Source organism: Marinobacter halotolerans, assembly GCF_008795985.1.
Taxonomy (GTDB): Bacteria; Pseudomonadota; Gammaproteobacteria; order Pseudomonadales; family Oleiphilaceae; genus Marinobacter; species Marinobacter halotolerans.
Map to the genome: position 1 here is coordinate 2,101,829 of NZ_VMHP01000001.1, position 19,124 is coordinate 2,120,952.

Genomic DNA, 19,124 nt, shown 5'->3' on the forward strand with positions numbered 1-19,124 from the left:
CGTGTCTTTTTCGGGTAGCGTACCGTCCGATTCCGAAGCCGGTCTCGCTGCCGCGCTTGCAGATCCGCTTCGGGGTTTTATCCGCTACCTGGCTTCCGAAAAACGCCATTCCCGTCATACCTGCGCCAACTATGAGGATGATATTCGCCGGTTTGGCGACTGGGTCGCCGGGTCGCAGGGGCGCTCGGAATGGCGTGATATGACCTCCCATGACTTGCGGCGTTATGTCGCCGTTCTCAGTCGCGCCGGCCTCGGAGGGCGCAGCATTGCCCGTCATCTTTCCGCCGTTCGTCGATTTTATGATTACCTGCTGCGGGAGCATCTCGCTACGGACAATCCGGTGCTGGATGTAAGAGCACCCAAAGCGGGCCGAAGACTGCCCCGGGTGGCGGACGTGGATCAGTTGAGCCATCTTCTGGATGCCAGTCCAGATGATCCGCTGGAAACGCGGGATCTGAGCATGTTCGAACTGCTTTATTCATCGGGCCTGCGTTTGTCCGAACTGGCTGGCCTGGATCTGGAATCGGTTGACCGTCGGGGCGGTGAAGTAAGAGTGCTGGGTAAGGGCGGTAAGGAACGTATTTTGCCAGTCGGTCGGCGCGCGCTTGAGGCCCTGGAGCAGTGGCTTGCGGCGCGCCCCGCATTGGCTGACGAGCGCGAGCGGGCCCTGTTTGTCAGCCGCCGCGGAGAGCGCCTGAGCAACCGTAGTATCCAGTCCCGTCTGCGACGCTGGGGAGTAAAGAACGGTGCCGACCAGACGCTGCACCCCCACCTGCTGAGACATTCGTTTGCCAGCCATATGCTCGAATCCAGTGGTGATCTGCGCGCGGTTCAGGAGTTGCTTGGCCACGCGGACATCAGTACCACCCAGATCTATACTCATCTGGATTATCAGCATCTGGCCAAAGTTTACGATCAAAGCCATCCCCGCGCCCGCCGGGGTCGTAAATCAGATGACACCAAGATATGAATGACAGGCCCGCCGGACAGCAGGAGACCCAGATGTCATCGGATGCGTCCTGGAAAGACAAATACCTCCGGGAACTCGAAGCCACCGAAGCGCAGCAGGCGCGTTGGGATACTGAGAAAAACCTACTACTGCGCATGCTGGTTCGCACAAGCCTGGCGTCGGAAGGACAGAGCGCCGAGCTGGATACACTGCTGGCGCGGCTGAGGGAAGATATCCGCAAGGGCCACCTCGACACCAGTGGCTGGCAGCAACTCCAGGAACGCATTGATCGCAACGTGTCAGGACTGGATGATCGCAAGTCGGAGTCGGATAGACGGCTGCGGAGCATCTTTGAAAAACTGCTGTCAGACCTACGCCACCACAGCGCGTTCCGGCCTGTCAAAGATCGCCTGAAAGACCTTGAAAAGCGGCTCCGGAAACCGGAAACCTTCCGTGCATCTTTCAACGAGTGGCTAGTGGATTTTGCCTCTGCTCTGCAGGCCGGAATAGACAGCGACGCTGGCCGGCAGGCAGCGCGCTCTCCGCAAAAAGGCCTGTTCGGGCGACTGTTTGATCGCGATGCCAGTGACGATGAGGGTCGGGAGCCAGCATTACCGGCAGCGTCGACCGGTGTTGAAGCGCCACCCGTTGAGTTGGAACCACCCTGTGGTGAAGAGGCTGACCAGCGTTTGCGGATAGCGCGTCGGGTCGGCGAGCTTCTGGGCCAGCTACTGGAACAGGTGGTTCTGGAGCCGGCCTCGGAGGCCCGGGCGCGGCGCCTTCAGGAAAGCCTGCTGTCCAGTGATGACTGGGGCGAACTGAGAGAAGGTCTAAGCGGCGTTGCTGAGTTGGTCATTGCGGCTGTCACCCGTAGTCAGCGAGACTTTGAAGCGTTCTTGCGCAGGCTCGACGAGCGCCTGGATACGCTCAAAAAGTATTTTGCGGAACAGGAGAACGCCCAGGCCGGCCGGCTTGGCGCCTCTGCCGAACTGGACCAGGAAATACAGCAGGAGCTGGATGCGTTCGGGCAGAAAGTTGAGGCCAGCCAGGATTTTCAGGGACTCAAGGCGTCGGTTTCCGGACATCTGACCTCTATTCGCGAGGCCGTGGGGCGGTTTCGAACCAAAGAGTCTGAAAGGGAAAAGTATCTGGCCGAGCAGTTGGGTACCTTGCAGGAAAAACTTGCAGCCATGGAAACCCAGGCGGAAAGTGTCAAAGTCGAACTGCGGGAACAGCGTCGGCGGGCAATGACCGATGTGCTGACTCAATTGCCGAACCGGGAAGCCTGGAAGGACCGCCTCGACATTGAATATCAGCGCTGGCGGCGCTATCGCAGCTCCCTTACCCTGGCGGTACTGGACATTGATCTGTTCAAACGGGTCAATGACTCCTACGGCCACAAGGCTGGCGATCGGGTGTTGCAGTTGGTGGCCAAGGCACTACAGGATCGCCTGCGCCAGACCGACTTCATTGCCCGGTACGGCGGAGAGGAGTTTGTATTGCTGTTTCCGGAAACTTCCGCTGAGGCTGCCAAAGCCGTTCTCGACGGCCTGCGAGGGCATATCCAGGCGCTGCCGTTTCATTTTCGAGGTGAACCGGTTTCGGTGACTTTCTCTGCTGGCGTGGCCTGCTTTGACACGGATGATGAACCGGACGAGGTTTTCGACCGTGCGGACCGGTCTCTCTATCACGCCAAGGAAACCGGTCGCGATCAGGTCTGTATCGGGGTTCGCCCGGCTCAGTGACGCATGAGTGCGTCCAGTTCGTCGATGACTTCGGCCCAGTCCGAGTCGTCTTCCAGGCCTTCCTCCAGGAAGTTGGATTGGGCGTCAGACCAGAAGGGCGCATCCTGCAGGGCAATTTCCGCCGGCAGGGGCGAGTGTCTGGCGATGAAATTCTCGATGCTTGCCTCATCCGCGGGCATGCCAAGCTGTTCGAAAAGGGTAGCCAGTGTGTGTTTGCTTGTATCCATGGTGGTTGTACGACTCCTGCATGCAATCAGTGAATTTAGTCGGTATCGTTCCCAGAACTCTAGTCTAACGTATGAGGATATCCAGTGAAGGCGGCGTTGCATCTACTGTTGTGTGTGGCCTGCCTGCTTTCGCCTGGCCTTCTGATGGCAGAGCCGCCCCAACCCTCACCTTCACCAGTGCTGGGCAGTGGGGACCTGGATTGGCTGAGCGCCCGGAAGTCCATTCGGGTGGGCGTACGCAGCGACCAGATTCCACTGGTCTTCGATACCGGGGAAGGCCAGTTGGCCGGGGTTTTCATTGATTACCTGAACACTGTTTCCGCCAAACTGGATGTGCCGGTTGAGCAGGTGACCGGCACCGAAGCTCAGCTTGACCAGTGGCTGGCAGACGGCATCATTGACGCCCGCCTCAATACGCGGCCGGCGCGGCAGCCCGACGAGGGTGAAACACAACTATCCGCGCCTCTCATGTCACTGACCTACGGCCTTTTCGTTGCCACCGGTGATGCCGGAATTCGCGAACTTACGGATCTTGAGAATACCCGTATCGCTCTTGTCGCCCGGGATGCTAACCAGTATTCCCTGCTGGACCCGGTGAAAAGTTTCACGCCGGTACCGGTGGACACCATAGGCGAGGCCGTCAGTGCGGTGCTTTCGGGGCAGGCAGATGCCTTTGTCGGGCCCGTTGCCGTAGTGTCGGACTATCTGCGCTCTGCCATGGTGAACGGGGTGCGGCTGGCCCGGCTGATGAGCAATCAGTCGGTGAACGTAGTGTTTGAGGTGGCCGCCGACAAAGATCGTGTTTTTCGTGTACTTAACCAGGCGGTACTGGCGATAAGTCATAGTGAGCACCGGGCGATACGTCAGCCCTGGCTGCAATCCAGTGTGGAGGAAACCGAAGATGGAGCCATCCGTCTGTCGGACGATGAGATAGCGTTCCTCAAGCAGAATCCGGATATTGAAATCGGGTTCCGTTCCGCCTGGCCGCCCTTCGAGTTTACCCAGGATGGCGAGCCACGTGGCCTGGTCCCGGATCTGGTCACCCGGCTGGAGTCACAGCAGTCAGTGCAGTTCGAACGCCGCATGCTGGCGCCGGAGCAGGTGCCGGAAGAGCAGCTGAGCCAGGGCAGGATCGACATCCTTCCAGCCATGACCCGAACGCCTCAGCTGGAAGAATCCTTCCTTTTCAGTCGCCCCTACCTGACTGTACCTATCGCGCTGGCGATTCGTGAGGACGGTCGGTTTATCGGTGAGTTGCGGCAACTCAGGGATGAACGTGTGGGCGTTGTAAACGGGCAGGCCGGCCACGATTACCTGTTGATCAACCACCCCGACCTGAATCTTTATCCGGTAAGCTCGGTTGAAGAGGGCCTGCTGGCGCTGTCCAACGGTGATCTCGACGTGATGGTGACCCATATTCCCGCGGTGAGTTACACCGTGGCCCGGCTGGGTCTCTCCAACCTCCGGATTACCAGTATTACCCCTTACCAGTATGAGCTTCGCTTTGCGGTACCAAAGGATCGACCAGAACTGCTGGGCATTTTGAACAAAGCCCTGGCGAGCCTGGACGCCAGTGAAACCGAAGCCATTTATAACCGCTGGATTCATCTGGATATCGAACAGGAGACCGACTACACCGTGGTTCGGCGCATCGTGCTGATCGCGTTGGTGGTGGTACTGATCTTCCTCTACTGGAACCGCAAGCTTTCCCGGGAAGTGGACGAGCGTATCCGCTCGGAGAATGCGCTAAGACGGAGTGAGGATGAGCTGCGATCCGCCAAGCAGGATGCAGAGCGTCTGGCCCGTCAGGCCGAGGCGGCCAGCCGTGCGAAGAGTGAATTTCTGGCCAACATGTCCCACGAAATCCGCACCCCGATGAATGCCGTGATCGGCTACAGCGATCTGCTGAGCAACACCGTCAAGGACCCCCAGCAGCGAAACTACCTCAACGCCATTCGGGCGGGTAGCCGCAGTCTGCTGATGCTGATCAACGACATTCTGGATCTCTCGCGGATCGAGGCCGGCAAGATGCGGCTGGATTATTCTGCGGTGTCCATGCGCCGCTTGCTTAGCGATGTGCGTCATATCTTCGATCTGCGGGCCACCGAGCAGGGAATTTCCCTGGAAGTCAGCGTTGACTCCCGCATGCCGGCGGCCATGAGGCTGGATGAAACCCGGTTGCGCCAGGTGCTGTTTAACCTGGTGGGTAACGCCATCAAGTTTACCCATGAAGGCGGTGTGACGGTGCGGGCCACCGCCACGCCGCAGGCGGGCAGTGACGGCGACGAGGCGGAAGGGCGCATGCCCCGCTCTCAGCTTGTGGTCATCGTGCAGGATACCGGCATCGGCATTCCGGAGGATCAGCAACAGCAGATTTTCGACGCCTTCGAACAACAGGAAGGCCAGAACAGCCGCCGCTATGGCGGCACCGGCCTGGGTCTGGCCATCAGCCGCAAGCTGGTGCGAATGATGGGCGGCGAGCTGGATGTGGAGAGTGAACCAGGCGTCGGGTCCACCTTTACCGTGCGGCTGCCGGATGTGGAGGTAACGGACGAGCAGGCAGAGGAGGATGGTCAGCCCCAGGAATCCGACCGCCTGCTCGCCCAGACTCTGAGCATGCAGGAGCGCGGTTGGCTAAGAGAGCAATTGGAGCGGGACTTCGGTAACGAATGGCAGACGGTCCGGGAAAGCGGCGATCCTGAGCAGATGAGAGATTTTGCCTGCCGGGTGATCGAATGGGGTCAACGGGTGCGATCGCCGTCAGTGACCCGGTACGGCGAAAAGCTGCTGGCAGATGTTGAAGCATTCAACCTGGATGCGGTAAACAGTGCCCTCGAAGCCTTTCCCCGGCTATTGGGCCGCGAGCAGTAAATCTAGCGTGTTACAGGCAGTCGAACTGGGAGCGCCGGTCAAAAGCGACCGACACCATGTCATAGCCCTGGTTGGTCAGGTCACGGATCAGGTCGCGGTCTTTGAGCATGGCCATGCACACCTTGTGAACACTGGCCTGGAGCTGTTCTGTGCCGGGCTCGCTGTTGAAGCGGAAATCCACGATCAGGTACTTGCGCTCAACCGGGGCGCTGACCGGTATGATTTCACGTTCGATGCTCTCATAGCCGATGTAGGTCGCCTGGTTTTCGGGGAACAGGCCGCTCAGCAGCACGTCCAGATTGCCAGCCGAGGCTGACCCGGCTCCAAAAAGCAGGGGAAGTGTGAAGGCGCAGATCAGGCGGTTGATGTTCATGGCCGGTATTCTCGTGAGATAGCAATGTTCAGACAAGACCAAATTTCAGACAGATAAAGCGATCCGGTAACACTATGTAACTAAAGGTTACTGATCTTTTTGTCGGAATTCCAGCAAATGTGTTCATTTTTTGTCCACATTTTTCAATTGTTCACAGTCTTGGGCCGTTGGCCGAGGTCGGTTCAAAGTTCCCCCAGGTCCCGGCTTTCAACTATGATGTGGGTATTCAGTCAAGGTCAGAGGTAGGATCATGTTCCAACTGGTTTTCAAAGGTGAGTGCACACCCGGCACCGATCCGGAAGAGGCCCGCAGCAACGCCAGAACCCTGTTCAAGGCCAATGCTGACCAGATCACAAAGATGTTTAGCGGCCAGCCGGTGGTTATCCGCAACCGGCTGGAGGAAGTCCAGGCCGAGAAGTACAAGGGCGTCCTCAAAAAACACGGCATGGTTGCCTACGTCGAGCCAATGGAAGGGACGGCACCCAAACCGTCTTCGGCCAGACCAGAGCCCTCAGCTCAGAAAGAACCCTCTGCTCCGGAGCAACCTTCAGCGCCGCCCCGGTCTTCTGCTTCCGATTCCACTCCTTCCCGCGCCGGCGGGTCAGTCAAAGTCGAGCCGGGCGACAGGCCCAATGTGGCCGGCGAAAAGGTGGACAGCATTCTGGCTGGCTCTGGCCTGACTCTGGACCCGGTAGGGGTCACTCTGGAGGAGCACAAAGAGGCGCAAGCCCCGATGTTTGAACATCTGGATGAGTGGACCCTGGCACCGCCCGGCGCTGAACTTGTGGAATCCCGCGAGTCACCACCTCCGGTGGTGCCGGATATCTCCCACCTGTCACTGGCGGATCAGGAAGACGGATCGGGACGCAAAGAGTGATTGCTGGCAGTCAGCGATGTTGATCCTTCGGTTGAAGATTCCGGTTCTTTTGGCTCTGTTGCTGGCTGCCGTAATGGTGGGCCCGGTGACCGCCGCTGAGAGGCCCACCGTTGCCCTGGTGCTCAGTGGCGGTGGTGCCAAGGGCATGGCTCATGTGGGCGTGCTGCGGGTGCTGGAAGAGATTCAGGTGCCGGTGGATATTGTGGTGGGCACCAGTGCCGGTTCCGCCGTCGGAGCCCTCTACAGCCTGGGCATGACAGTTGAAGAGATTGAGGACCGGTTTATCAATCTGGACTGGCTGTCGAGCTTTCGTGATGACCCCGGCCGCGTCTTCAAGCCCGTCCGCCGTAAGCGCCAGGACTGGCGCTTTCCCATCACCCCCGGTATTGGCGTCAGCGCCGAGGGCCTGGAACTGGGGGGTGGGTTCATCGCCGGTCAGAACCTGGGATTCATTCTGAACGAACTCACCCTTGATGCGGCCCTGGTGGAGGACTTCGACCGGCTGCCATTGCCCTTTCGCGCGGTGGCGACGGATCTGGAATCCGGCGATGCCGTGGTGATTGGCAGCGGAAGCCTGGCCGAGGCGATTCGCGCCAGCATGAGTATCCCGGGGGTTTACGCCCCGGTTTTCCGAGACGGACGGCTACTGATCGACGGCGGCGTTGCAAACAACCTGCCGGTTTCCGTTGCCCGTGAACTCGGCGCTGACGTAATCATCGCCGTGGATATCACCGACCCCCTGATGAGCAGCGACGAGCTCGAGAATGCCTTTAACGTAATCGGCCAGCTCACCACCCTACTGACCCGCAGAAATACCGTGCGCCAGCTTGACCTGCTGAATGAGCGTGATGTGTTGATCCGCCCGGACCTGGGCACCCTGTCTTCGGCCGACTTCTACCAGGCCACGCCCTTTTTTGAGCTGGGTGCCAGTGAGGCCCGCAATCATGCGGTCGAGTTGAACCATCTGTCTGTCAGTGACGAGCAGTGGGCCGCCTATCGGGCGGGCCTCAAGAAAGAGGCGGATGCCCCCTCGGTCATCACCCGCATCCGGGTGTCAGGCGGTGACCGGCTGGCTTCCGATTTCATCCGCTCCCGCATTACCCAGACACTGGGTGAACCGCTGGACCCGGACCAGCTAGAGCAGGATTTGAAGCGAATCTATGGCCTCGGCTATTACGAGACCGTGTCCTATTCCCTCAGGCCGGTGTCCGGCGAGTATGGGGGCGAGGGTGCAGAGCTATTGATTCAGGTTCGCCGTAAAAGCTGGGGCCCAAATTACCTGGCATTCGGGCTGAACTACGAGGACAACTTCGAGAGCCGCACCGAGTTCAATGTCGCAGCCTCGCTGCGGATGACGGAACTGAACGCACTGGGTGCGGAGTGGAATACGGGGCTGCAGCTGGGTACGGAACCCTGGGTTCGCACGGAATGGTTCCAGCCTCTGGATTACGGGTATGAGCGTTATCTGACCCTGGGCACGGAATATCGTCGAGAGACTTTCAGCGCCTTTAACGGAGACGGCGAGCGAATAACGGAAATTGACCTTTCGACCAGCGAGGCAGATCTCACCCTCGGCATGGAAGTTGGCTCGGACAACCAGGTGCGGCTTACCTACCGGCGCGGTTATGCCACGGTGGATGAGCAGCTAGGCGCCCAGGTGGTTCCTTATCGCTATATCCAGAAAGGCAGTATCAACCTGGCTTTCGAGCATGATTCTCTGGACGACGCATTTCTGCCGGAATCGGGCGCCTTCGCCGGTGTCCGTGGCCGGTTGGAGCGCCCGGGGTTGGGCTCCGATCGTCGCTTTGATTCCGTCCGGACCATGGCCCTGGCGGCAAAAACCTGGGACAGGACCACACTGACGGGGCTGCTGTTTGCCAACGCGGTTACCCGCGGTGTCGCTGGTGTGGAGAATTCCGTGGCCCTGGGCGGTTTTAAACGGCTGTCGGCCTTCAGTCAGGGGGAAATTGCCGGTGAGGATGCCGCCCTGGCCAGTGCTTTTGTGCGGCGCTCGTTCGGGGGGCCGTTCGTTCCCTGGTTTGCCGGCGTGGGCGCCGAGGCGGGCAATGCGTGGTCGTCCCTGGGTGATGCCCGTTGGGACAACCTGCTTTATTCATGGAGCCTCTTTGCCGGCGTGGAGACCGTCATCGGCCCGGTGCAGTTCTCCACCGCCTACAATAATGAGGACGACTGGGGCGCTTACCTCAATATTGGTTTTTCGTTCACCCGATTGTTCGACTGAGCAATCTCAGGCCGTGACCGGCGTGGCACCGATGGCTTTCAACACCTGGTCGCACTGCTGTCTTGCGTAGCCTGCCAGAATCCCTGCCATGCGTTCTTCGTCCCGGTCGCGGATGGCGTCAATGGATTCGCGAACATGGGCAAGGTTGTCTTCCAGTACCCGCCCGCCGCCGGTCTGAAAGGCGACGAAGGCACAGCGCTTGGCGGAGGGCCAGAGATCCTGGATCGCGGAGACGATGAAGTAGTTGTCCGCGTAGATCAGCGACGCCTGGGTATATTCGATCCCCAGTTCCATAAACGCCATCAGGTCATTGCGCTCGTGGCAGGCTTTCATCTGCCCGTATAGGGATTCCAGCCTGTCCATATCAGCCTGCTGCCACTGCCGCACCAGTTTACGGCCGGTATGGGTGAGGTAAAGCTGCAGGACTTCGTAAAGGCTGTGGACAAAGAATTCGTCCAGGGGCGTCACAAAGGCACCTTTGCGGGGCACGTTCTGAACCAGATGGCGCTTTTCAAGCAGCAGGAGCCCTTCACGGATGGAGCCATGGCTGACGTCCATCTGTTTAGCCATGGTGCTTTCATAGATGCGTTCACCGGAACGTAGCTGACCGAACGCAATCAGGTTTTCGATATGTCGGGCCACCTGCTCGGTCAGGGTTTCACGGGGTTTGAATAGTGTCATTTTGTGGTTTGTTTTCGCACGTTTGATGGCTGGTTGCTGAATACTCTCACATTCCCCTGGCCCGGAAAACGAGGGCAGGGCCCGTGTTGAGACCCGATCGGCATTACAGTAGTGGCCCGGCCAGACGGGTGGCGCGGCAGGTAAGGCGGAAGAGAATCGAGCGATCCCGGTAATCCTGTTCTGTCATCAGGCGGCAGTTCTCCATATCAGCGGTAAGCATCTCTTCCATCCGCTCCACAAAAGCCCTGGCGGTATTGATCGCCATGATCTCGAAATTCAGCCGCATTGAGCGATTGTCGAGATTGGCCGTACCCACGGCGGCGTAACGATCATCCACCAGGATGGTCTTCTGATGCATAAACCCCCTCTGATAACGGTAAATCGAGATACCGGCCTGGGAGGCCTGAACCAGGTAGGAATAGGCCGCCAGGCCAATCAGCCAACTGTCGGTTTTTTGTGGAATGATCACGCGGACGTCGACCCCTCTCAGAGCCGCCAGTTGCAGGGCATTGAGGATCTGAAAGTCCGGCACGAAATAGGGTGAGGCTATCCAGATCCTGTCACGGGCGTTGTTGATGCAGTTGAGAAAAAATAGCGCGCCGGTCTCATAGGTGTCGGCGGGCCCCATCGGCAGAATCAGCACTTCCTCGTCTTCATCGGCTGTCGCAGGAGCCTTCCAGTCAAGGTCCGGCATGTCTTCGCTGGCCCAGTTCCAGTCCTCCAGCCAGGCCAGTTGCAGGCCCTGGGCGGCGGGCCCGCGGATGCGGCAGTGAGTGTCGCGCCAGGGCTCTTCATCGCCCACGGCACCGAGGTATTCATCGCCAAGATTGATCCCGCCGACAAACCCCACGTCGCCATCACACACCAGCAGTTTGCGATGATTGCGGAAATTGACCTGCAGTTTCATACGGCGGAGATTGCCATCACCGAACGAGGCCACGTGGGCGCCGGCTGCCGCCAGTTCCCTGAGGTACTTGCGGGGCAGCAGCACGCTGCCGATGTCATCATATAGAAACCAGACCTCGACACCCTGGGCCAGTTTCCGCTTGAGGATCGACTTGATACGCTGGCCGACCTTGTCGGAGCGCACGATGTAGAATTCCAGCAGAATGTAGTGGCGGGCGTCCTCCATGGCCTCGAACAGGGCATCAAAGGTGGCCGCGCCGTCTTTCAGCAGGTCACATCGGTTGCCCCGGGTAAAGGACTGCCGACCGAGCCGGGACAGCACCTGAAGCTCGTTGCTGTCCCGAGACTGACCGGGGCAGTCGATTAGGTGGTTCTGGCTTTCGAACTGTGTGATGGCGCCAGCGACGGCTTCCTCGCCTGGCCGCCTTGCGTGTAGGTAGCCGCCAAAGCGGTTGCGGCCGAACAATAGGAACCAGGGCACAGCAAGGTAGGGCAGGCCAAGAAGCGCCAGTATCCAGGCGATGGCGCCCTGGGCGGTGCGGTAGCTCAGCAGTATCTGGTAGATGCAGGCAATTGCGACGGTGTAGAGGGCGATCAGCCCAAGGATGATCCAGGTTGGGTCCGCTGCATTCATGATCCGCCCCGTCGGCTCTGGTCAGCCAGGTGTCGGGCCCGATATTGCGCCGGGGCAATACCGGTCCAGCGTTTGAACGCCCGGCTGAACGCGCTCAGCTCCGAGAAACCCAGCAAAAACGCGATTTCCCCCAGGGCATAGTGATCCGAAGCGACATAGCGCATGGCCTTGTCCTTGCGCACCTCCTCCACCAGGTCGTGAAAGCCCAGACCTTCCTTCTTCAGCCGGCGGTAGAGTGTCTGGCGGCTCATATGACACTGCCTGGCCAGGGTGTCGGCATCAATCCGTTCCGTGGACATCTGCTGGGAAATCAGCCGACGGATCTTGCGGCCGAAAGTCCGGCGGCTCTGAAGCCGCGACAGCAGTGTATTCACCTGTTTGAGAACTGCCGAATACACGTAGGGGTTGCGATGAGGAATGGGGTGCTGAAGGTGACGGCTGTCGAAGGCCAGCCGAGTAGATTTGCAGCCAAATCGCACCGTGCCGCCGAACAGCTCGCGATATTCCCCGGCGTAGTCGGGGCTGGCATGGGCAATTTCCACCCAGTCGGCGACAATGCCCGGGTGGATGAAATGGCGGGTACGGCACAACACCGACGCAATGGTGCGGTCCATGTCCTGGCGGCAATAGTGCCCGGGCGAGTCCGCCTGCCAGGTCAGAACCGCCTGGTCACCGGTCTGCTCGAAGCTGAGCCGGACGGATTCGTTGATCAGACGATGAAGTCTTACATACTGGGTCACCGCCTCGCCCAGGGTATCGCAGTTGAAAAACACGTGTCCGACCAGGCCCATGCGGTCTGGGTCCACCATCTGCCCCACGTGCAGTCCCACGGCCGGGTCTCCGGTGACCGCCTCCGCGTATTCCCAAAGATGATAATGCTGATCCGCCGGGATCATCAGATCCGGATCGGTCAGCGCTTCCTGCGGATAACCGGTGATCTGCTCGACCGCTGCCGGGTCCAGAACGCCCTGGCACCTGAGGTAGTGCACCAGCGCCAGGGTGCTGGAAGCGGCAATCATGGGTGATGTTCTGGAATCAGCGTGTTCGGCGCTCACGATAACCTTTGCTTTTGGTAGAGACGTTGTCGCCCCGTAGAGAAAAATATCACAAGGGGTGTCACAAACTGTCAAGGGAATGGGACAGCCTGTCAATCGTCCCGGTTGCCACTAAAGATAGCATTGTAACCAGTCAACAAAGCAATCGGGTTTCATTCATCAGGAGGTGTTTTATGGAGCGTGAGATTTTTGTCCCCCATAGCGAGCAGGAACGTATCAACGTGATGGCTCTGGCAGAGTACCTGGACAGCATCTACTATTGCTGATCATACGTTTACCTGACATTTTATCAGCCGGGCTTGCCCGGCTTTTTTGTGTCCGTGCATTCTACGTCTGACATTTTTCTGTCTGAGGCCTTTCGACTGGAGAATCTATTAATGAGTGTTGAGCTTCATCATCGGGTCACGGGCGAAGGCAAGCCGCTGATCCTTCTGCACGGGCTGTTCGGATCGCTGGACAACCTGGGTGTGATCGCCCGGGGGCTTGAGGATCGCTGGCAGATTCACGCCCTCGATCAGCGTAATCATGGTCGGTCACCACACACTGACACCATGACCTACCCGGAAATGGCCGATGATGTGCTGGCCTATATGGATGCCCGGGGAATCGACAGAGCGAGCATTCTGGGACACTCCATGGGGGGCAAGGTGGCCATGCAGCTAGCCCTGAAGGCACCGGAGCGTGTGGAGAAAATCATTGTTGCCGATATTTCGCCGGTAACCTACCACCCCCGTCATGATCACGTTCTGGAGGGACTCAAAGCCGTCGATACCAGCAGCATCGAATCGCGCAAAGACGCGGATCAGGCACTGTCGGAGTATGTCGAGGAAGCGGGAGTCAGGCAGTTTTTGCTGAAAAACCTTGCGCCGGTTCCGGCGTCGGAGCAGGAGGAAGGCGGCCGTTATCGCTGGAGGCTCAACCTCCCGGTGATCGACCAGAGCTATGCCGCGCTGTCTGCCGCCCCCGAGGGTCAGGGCCCCTACAAGGGGCCGGTTCTGTTTATCAAGGGCGCGGAGTCGGCCTACATCCAGACCAAGCACCGGGATACCATCATGGGCCTGTTCCCGAACGCCGATCTGCGGATTATCGATGGCACCGGTCACTGGTTGCACGCTGAAAAGCCGGACACTTTTATAGCACTCTGCCGCCGCTTTCTGGACGGCTAGCCCTGGCTGTCTGGTAAGGTTAGGCAACCAAACAATAAGACGGAAAAACATCATGAAGTGGTTTGCGGGTTTTGTACTGGTGGTCTTTGTGGTACTCGGCGGTTTTCTGCTGGCGGAGTCCCCCGTCGACAGTGCCGCCTGGAGCCCGCCTGAAGCGTCACCCATGACCGGCAATCTGGCGCCCAATGAACACCTGGAATCTGCAGGCCTGCTTGCCAAAGGTCAGGTCTACGGCCCGGAAGACACTACGGTAGACGCTAATGGCGTGGTTTATACCGGCACCCAGGACGGCTGGATTGTCCGGGTCTGGCCGGATGGCCGGGTGGAAAACTGGCTCAATACCGGTGGGCGCCCCCTGGGCATGGTCTTCGACCAGGAAGGTAACCTGATCGTGGCCGATGCCTGGAAAGGCCTGCTTTCCATCGCGCCGGACAAGGGGGTTACAGTGCTGGCGGACGAGGCGGAAGGATTGCCATTCGGTTTCACTGACGACGTCGATATCGCCCCGGACGGGCGAATCTACTTCACTGACGCCAGTTCCCGTTTCAATCAGCCCGAGTACATGCTGGACCTGCTGGAAATGCGGCCCCACGGGCGCCTTTTGCGTTATGATCCGGCAACCGGTAGAACCGAGGTACTGCTCCGCGACCTTTACTTTGCCAATGGCGTGGCGGTATCGCCGGACGGCGACTACCTGCTGATGAACGAGACCTGGAAATACCGGATCCTCAAGTACTGGATCGGCAAGCGTGAACCCGGCAGCACCGAAGTATTCGCCGATAACCTGCCAGGGTTTCCGGACAACCTGGCCGTGGACAGCGCCGGCCGTTACTGGGTGGCTTTTCCCACGCTCCGCAATAGTCAGATTGATACCATGCACCCCCGACCCTGGCTCAAAGAGCTGATCGCCAAGATGCCGGAGGCTCTTCGGCCCAAACCCCGGGAATACGGCCTGGCGCTCGCGTTCAATGAGCAGGGGGAGGTGCTGGCGAGTCTTCACGATACCGACGGCAAGCATCTGCAGGAGATCACCTCGGTGAATCCCCACAACGGCATTTTGTATTTCGGGTCATTGCACAACGACCGGATCGGGCGACTGCCGATCGAAGCGGTTCCGGGTCTGACGGAGGGTAACAATGAGTGACCAGCCAGAACTGCACTGGGATTTGCCATCACCGTTCACTCAGCAAATAAGGGTGTCGCCTGAGGATACTGACCGCCTCGGACACGCCAACAATGTGGTGTATCTGCGCTGGCTCGAGGAAGTGAGTTGGGCCCATATCGAGAGCCTCGGAATGACCTGGGCGCTGCACGAACAGACCGGCAAGGCGATGGCCATCACCCGTACGGAAATTGATTATCTGGCTTCGGCCAACGCCGGCGATGTGCTTGAACTGGGCACCTGGCTGACGGATTTTGACGGCCGTTTCCGCTCTGCCCGACAGTTTCAGCTGATCCGCAAATCCGATGGCAAGACTCTGGTGCGGGCGCTTTCCACCCATGCCTGCGTGGATATGAAAAGCCAGCGTCCGTCCCGGATGCCGCCGGAATTCAAGCGTATTCTCGCCAGTGTTCTGGTAGAAGGCGGTCGGGGCCTTGATGGCTGATACTCATGGTGGACGGTAATCACGGCGCCGCCGACTTCTGCTAATCTGAACACTGTTAACCCGTGCCCGGAGAGCATTATGCAAAACACCACGGATTCGAGTTCTGAGACCCACATGCGTCACGTTGTCTATGACCGCTTTGGTGAGGCCGACGTGCTGCGGGTGGCGCAGGCGACAATCGCAGAGCCCGGCCCTGACGGGGTACTGGTGAGGGTGGCCGGCGCGGGCCTGAACCCGATCGACTGGAAAACCCGTAAGGGCCTGGGTTTTGCCGCGCGGCAGATCGAAAACAGCCTGCCCTGGACGCCGGGCTATGACATGGCCGGGGAAGTGGTGGCTGTAGGCTCCGACGTGACAACGCTTGAACCCGGCGACCGGGTGATGGGCATGATTGGATTTCCCGCCGGCGGCGGTGGTTATTCCCAGTATGTGATCGCCCCGGCGGTTGACCTTGCCATCGTGCCGGAAGAGCTTGACCTGGTCTCGGCTGGCGCCTTGCCACTGGCGGCCTTGACGGCCTGGCAGGCGCTTTTTGAGGTGGCGCAACTGCAGGCGGGTCAGAAGGTGCTGATTCATGCCGGTGCTGGTGGCGTCGGCCATTTTGCCGTGCAATTTGCCCTGGAGCGCGGCGCCCATGTGATTGCCACCGCCTCCGGTTCCAACCGGGATTTTCTGGCCGGGCTCGGGGTTCACGAGGTGATCGACTACCACACTACCCGGGTTGAAGATGAGTGCTATGGTCTGGACGTGGTGCTGGACCTGATCGGCGGCGAGGTGGGCAAGCGTTCACTGCATACCCTGAGTGAGCATGGGGTGCTGGTGACAGTGCCTACCGTGACCGCTGACGAGATCATTACCGAAGCAGAATCCATGGGGCTCAGAGCCCACGGAATGACAGTAAGACCCGATGTCTTCCATCTGGAGGAAATTGCCGAGCTGATTGAGGACGGGGATGTAAGAATCCACATCGACGGCACCTTCACTCTGGATGAAGTGCAGCAGGCGCACCAGACCCTTGAGGGCGGCCACGTCCGTGGCAAACTGGTGCTCGACTGCCGCGCCTGACGGTCCCTGTCAGGTTTTCGCCGGTTCTGCCGGCGGCGCCTCGGACTTCTCTTTTCTTTCCTTTTCCCGGCTGGGCTGAGGCGGAACCAGGCTGATCAGCGTCCAGTCTTTTTCCGGCTTCAGGCTTTCCATGTCCTTGACTGGTGAAATCCGGTCCCGGCTATCCAGCACAAACAACACACAGGCCTGCTGATCGTACTTGGCCTGAAAATCCGCGAAGGTAAACTCGTCGCTCAGCTGGGTAGTCTTGATGGTGTAGTTCTTTGCCGCCAGGCTCGCCAGCTTGGCGTAGCTAAGGCCATTGAAGAGCCCGCGGGTCATGTGGATTTTTTCAGCGGTCCGGTGCCGGGCGTTCTGATCCTGTTCGCCGTCGGAGAGCGTAAATACGTGGGTGGTCCCGAACCAGTCGAGGAAGTGGTAGGTGGCCAGCGAATTCATGTGCTTGTAGGGCGAAATCACCAGCAGGTTGCCGATGCCGGTCAGGTCCAGATGGGTATAGGCGTGCTCTGACACCGGGTTGCCGAAATACACTTGAAGGTTTTCCATTCGCGCCAGTTTGACGTTTTCCCAGTTGGTATCGGTGAGGACCACGGGTACTTTGAGGTTATGAAGGGCCGCCCCTATTTTCCGGGCAATGGGGTTGGCCCCCAGAATCAGGAAGCCGTAGGACGCCGGCTCGGCCACCTTGAGGAGCCGGGCCAGAGGCCTTGCGGTCAGGCTCTGGATGGTAACGGTGGCGATGATCAGCATGAATACCAGCGGTACCAGGGCCCCGGCACTCTCGTAACCCAGCTTCTGAAGCTGGAACGCAAACAGCGCAGACACCGCGGCCGCCACGATGCCCCGGGGCGCAATCCAGCTCAGAAACAGCTTGTCTCGCCAGTTCAGCGAAGTGCCAATCGCCGACAGGAAAATACTCACCGGTCTGGCCACCAGCATCAGCAGCGCCAGCACCAGCACCATGCCCCAGCCCAGTTGGGCAATGGCCTCGAATTCCACCCGCGCCGCCAGAATGATGAACAGGGCGGAGATCAGCAGTACGCTCAGGGATTCCTTGAACTCCAGGATGCTTTCCAGCGGCACCAGTTTCATGTTCGCCATCCAGATGCCCATGACGGTGACGGTCAGCAGGCCGGACTCGTGGGCCATCTCGTTGGACAGCGCATAGACCCCGAGCATAAAGGTGAGCGTACCGGCATTGTGGAGGTATTGCGGAATCAGATGGTTGCGTAGAACGACCCCGTTAAGCCACCCGGCAATCGCACCGATCACGAAACCCACGGCCAGGGTCTTGCCGAAGATCCACATGGAGTGTCCAAATACGTTGCCCTGACCCCAGGAAACAATGCCTTCGAACACCAGGACCGCCAGCAGTGCACCTACCGGGTCGATGACAATACCTTCCCAGCGTAGGATGTTGGCCAGCTTTGACTGCGGCCGCACGGACCTTAGCAACGGCACGATTACCGTCGGGCCTGTAACAATGGAGATGGCGCCGAACAGCAAAGCAACCTCCCAGGACACACCCAGTATCCAGCGCGCAGAGAGGGTGCCGATCACGCAGGTGACCACCGAGCCTACCGGGATCAGGTTGCGAACCATCTTGCCGTGACCGGCGATGTCGCTGAAACGCAGCGTCAGGCTACCCTCGAAAAGAATAATCGCCACCGACAGGGAGATCAGCGGAAACAGCAGGTCCCCGAATACCAGTTCGGGATCGAGCAGCCCCGACACAGGGCCGGCGACCAGGCCACCGGCGAGCAGGAACAGGATGGCGGGCATCCGCACACGCCAGGCCAGCCATTGGCAGACGAGGGAAATGACTCCGATGCAGGCGAGAAGAAAAACGGTGCTGACGGTCATGATGCGATCAGGTCCCTCTGGTAGTTCCTAGTGTGTAGTGTTGGCCTTGCGGGCCAGCCGTGCCAGCAGTCTTGAGGCAGCAAAAAAACCGAAGCTCGCGGTCACCGGGCTGGCGGCCCCGAAGCCGGTAGCACAATCCAGTCTTACCGGGCCGTCGGTTGCCGGCTTCTGCAGACAGACTTCACCGTCCTCGGCAGGATACGTCAGCTGTTCCAGGGAGTACACGGCCTCAATGCCGAAGCGGCGTTTAGGGTTGCGGGAGAAACCGTACTCCCGGCGTAACAGGTTGCGCACCTTGGCCAGCAGCGGGTCCTGGGTGGTTTTGCTCAGATCACTGATCCGGATCTGGGTGGGGTCCATCTGGCCGCCGGCGCCGCCGGCGCAGATCAGCGGAATTTTCTGGCGTTTGCAGTGGGCAATCAGCGAGGCTTTGGCTTTCACGCTGTCGATGGCGTCGACAACACCGGACAGGTCACTGGTAATCAGTTCCGCCACATTCTTTGGCGTGACAAACCCGAAATGCACGCGGATATCGGCGTGGGGATTGATGGCCCGTAGCCGGGCCGCCATCGCATCGGTTTTGGTGTGGCCAAACTGGCCGTCAAGGGCGTGAAGCTGGCGGTTGGTGTTGGAGACGCAGACATCGTCCATGTCGATCAGTGTGAGGGTGCCAATGCCGGAGCGCGCCAGTGCTTCTGCCGCCCAGGACCCGACGCCGCCAAGGCCGACGATGGCGATGTGCGCCTCTCGGAACGACGCTAATGCCGTGCGGCCATAGAGGCGTTCAATGCCGCCGAAGCGGAACTGGAAGTCGTTGTCGGTCACGGTATCTCTCCGGTTTTCAGGCCAGGCAAGTCAGGCAG

The 19,124-nt window shown here is 59.5% G+C and carries 16 protein-coding genes; 9 read left to right on the plus strand and 7 right to left on the minus strand.

The window, feature by feature from the left end:
• Position 1 precedes the first annotated feature (1 nt).
• Both xerC and FPL19_RS09680 read left to right on the plus strand, forming a co-directional pair.
• Positions 2 to 970, plus strand: a complete 969-nt coding sequence (gene xerC / locus FPL19_RS09675; RefSeq protein ID WP_150912221.1) for a tyrosine recombinase XerC — start codon at positions 2 to 4, stop codon at positions 968 to 970.
• Positions 971 to 1,002: 32 nt separating this feature from the next.
• Positions 1,003 to 2,694, plus strand: a complete 1,692-nt coding sequence (locus tag FPL19_RS09680) for a GGDEF domain-containing protein (RefSeq protein WP_150912475.1) — start codon at positions 1,003 to 1,005, stop codon at positions 2,692 to 2,694.
• Here the strand turns inward: FPL19_RS09680 and FPL19_RS09685 are convergent.
• Positions 2,688 to 2,921, minus strand: a complete 234-nt coding sequence (locus tag FPL19_RS09685) for a DUF2789 domain-containing protein (protein WP_150912222.1) — start codon at positions 2,919 to 2,921, stop codon at positions 2,688 to 2,690. The genes FPL19_RS09680 and FPL19_RS09685 overlap by 7 nt on opposite strands.
• Positions 2,922 to 3,005: 84 nt before the next feature.
• Here FPL19_RS09685 and FPL19_RS09690 point away from each other — a divergent pair, with 84 nt between their 5' ends.
• A complete protein-coding gene (locus tag FPL19_RS09690; protein ID WP_404802803.1) occupies positions 3,006 to 5,792 on the plus strand; it encodes a transporter substrate-binding domain-containing protein in 2,787 nt (928 codons plus the stop codon).
• 10 nt (positions 5,793 to 5,802) lie between these two features.
• On the opposite strand, the gene FPL19_RS09695 is transcribed toward FPL19_RS09690, so the two are convergent.
• Positions 5,803 to 6,165 (minus strand): hypothetical protein, encoded by a 363-nt coding sequence (locus FPL19_RS09695; RefSeq protein ID WP_150912223.1) that lies wholly within the window; start codon positions 6,163 to 6,165, stop codon positions 5,803 to 5,805.
• A 250-nt stretch (positions 6,166 to 6,415) separates the two neighbouring features.
• Here FPL19_RS09695 and FPL19_RS09700 point away from each other — a divergent pair, with 250 nt between their 5' ends.
• Both FPL19_RS09700 and FPL19_RS09705 read left to right on the plus strand, forming a co-directional pair.
• Positions 6,416 to 7,042: a hypothetical protein gene (locus FPL19_RS09700; protein WP_150912224.1), complete on the plus strand. Its 627-nt coding sequence runs from the start codon at positions 6,416 to 6,418 to the stop codon at positions 7,040 to 7,042.
• A gap of 16 nt (positions 7,043 to 7,058) precedes the next feature.
• Positions 7,059 to 9,284 carry a patatin-like phospholipase family protein gene (locus FPL19_RS09705; protein ID WP_150912225.1) on the plus strand — a complete coding sequence of 742 codons (2,226 nt, stop codon included), beginning with the start codon at positions 7,059 to 7,061 and terminating at the stop codon, positions 9,282 to 9,284.
• 6 nt (positions 9,285 to 9,290) lie between these two features.
• Here the strand turns inward: FPL19_RS09705 and FPL19_RS09710 are convergent, their stop codons facing one another.
• The 3 genes from FPL19_RS09710 to FPL19_RS09720 form a co-directional block, all read right to left on the minus strand.
• Positions 9,291 to 9,965 (minus strand): GntR family transcriptional regulator, encoded by a 675-nt coding sequence (locus FPL19_RS09710; protein ID WP_150912226.1) that lies wholly within the window; start codon positions 9,963 to 9,965, stop codon positions 9,291 to 9,293.
• Between the two features lie 103 nt (positions 9,966 to 10,068).
• Positions 10,069 to 11,505 (minus strand): cardiolipin synthase, encoded by a 1,437-nt coding sequence (cls, locus tag FPL19_RS09715; protein ID WP_150912227.1) that lies wholly within the window; start codon positions 11,503 to 11,505, stop codon positions 10,069 to 10,071.
• Positions 11,502 to 12,524, minus strand: a complete 1,023-nt coding sequence (locus FPL19_RS09720; protein ID WP_150912477.1) for an AraC family transcriptional regulator — start codon at positions 12,522 to 12,524, stop codon at positions 11,502 to 11,504. The genes cls and FPL19_RS09720 overlap by 4 nt, the downstream gene beginning before the upstream one ends.
• Before the next feature lie 413 nt (positions 12,525 to 12,937).
• Here FPL19_RS09720 and FPL19_RS09725 point away from each other — a divergent pair, with 413 nt between their 5' ends.
• The 4 genes from FPL19_RS09725 to FPL19_RS09740 all read left to right on the plus strand — a co-directional run bounded on the left by FPL19_RS09725 (position 12,938) and on the right by FPL19_RS09740 (position 16,398).
• Positions 12,938 to 13,726: an alpha/beta fold hydrolase gene (locus FPL19_RS09725; protein ID WP_150912228.1), complete on the plus strand. Its 789-nt coding sequence runs from the start codon at positions 12,938 to 12,940 to the stop codon at positions 13,724 to 13,726.
• Between the two features lie 52 nt (positions 13,727 to 13,778).
• On the plus strand, positions 13,779 to 14,870 hold the full coding sequence (locus FPL19_RS09730; RefSeq protein WP_150912229.1) for an SMP-30/gluconolactonase/LRE family protein: 1,092 nt from the start codon (positions 13,779 to 13,781) through the stop codon (positions 14,868 to 14,870).
• Positions 14,863 to 15,333, plus strand: a complete 471-nt coding sequence (locus tag FPL19_RS09735; protein ID WP_150912230.1) for an acyl-CoA thioesterase — start codon at positions 14,863 to 14,865, stop codon at positions 15,331 to 15,333. The genes FPL19_RS09730 and FPL19_RS09735 overlap by 8 nt, the downstream gene beginning before the upstream one ends.
• A gap of 78 nt (positions 15,334 to 15,411) precedes the next feature.
• On the plus strand, positions 15,412 to 16,398 hold the full coding sequence (locus tag FPL19_RS09740; RefSeq protein WP_150912231.1) for an NADP-dependent oxidoreductase: 987 nt from the start codon (positions 15,412 to 15,414) through the stop codon (positions 16,396 to 16,398).
• A gap of 9 nt (positions 16,399 to 16,407) precedes the next feature.
• Here the strand turns inward: FPL19_RS09740 and FPL19_RS09745 are convergent, their stop codons facing one another.
• Positions 16,408 to 18,261 carry a cation:proton antiporter gene (locus tag FPL19_RS09745; RefSeq protein ID WP_150912232.1) on the minus strand — a complete coding sequence of 618 codons (1,854 nt, stop codon included), beginning with the start codon at positions 18,259 to 18,261 and terminating at the stop codon, positions 16,408 to 16,410.
• A 27-nt stretch (positions 18,262 to 18,288) separates the two neighbouring features.
• Positions 18,289 to 19,086, minus strand: coding sequence for a tRNA cyclic N6-threonylcarbamoyladenosine(37) synthase TcdA (gene tcdA / locus FPL19_RS09750; protein WP_150912233.1), 798 nt, complete (start codon positions 19,084 to 19,086; stop codon positions 18,289 to 18,291).
• Positions 19,087 to 19,124: the final 38 nt, after the last annotated feature.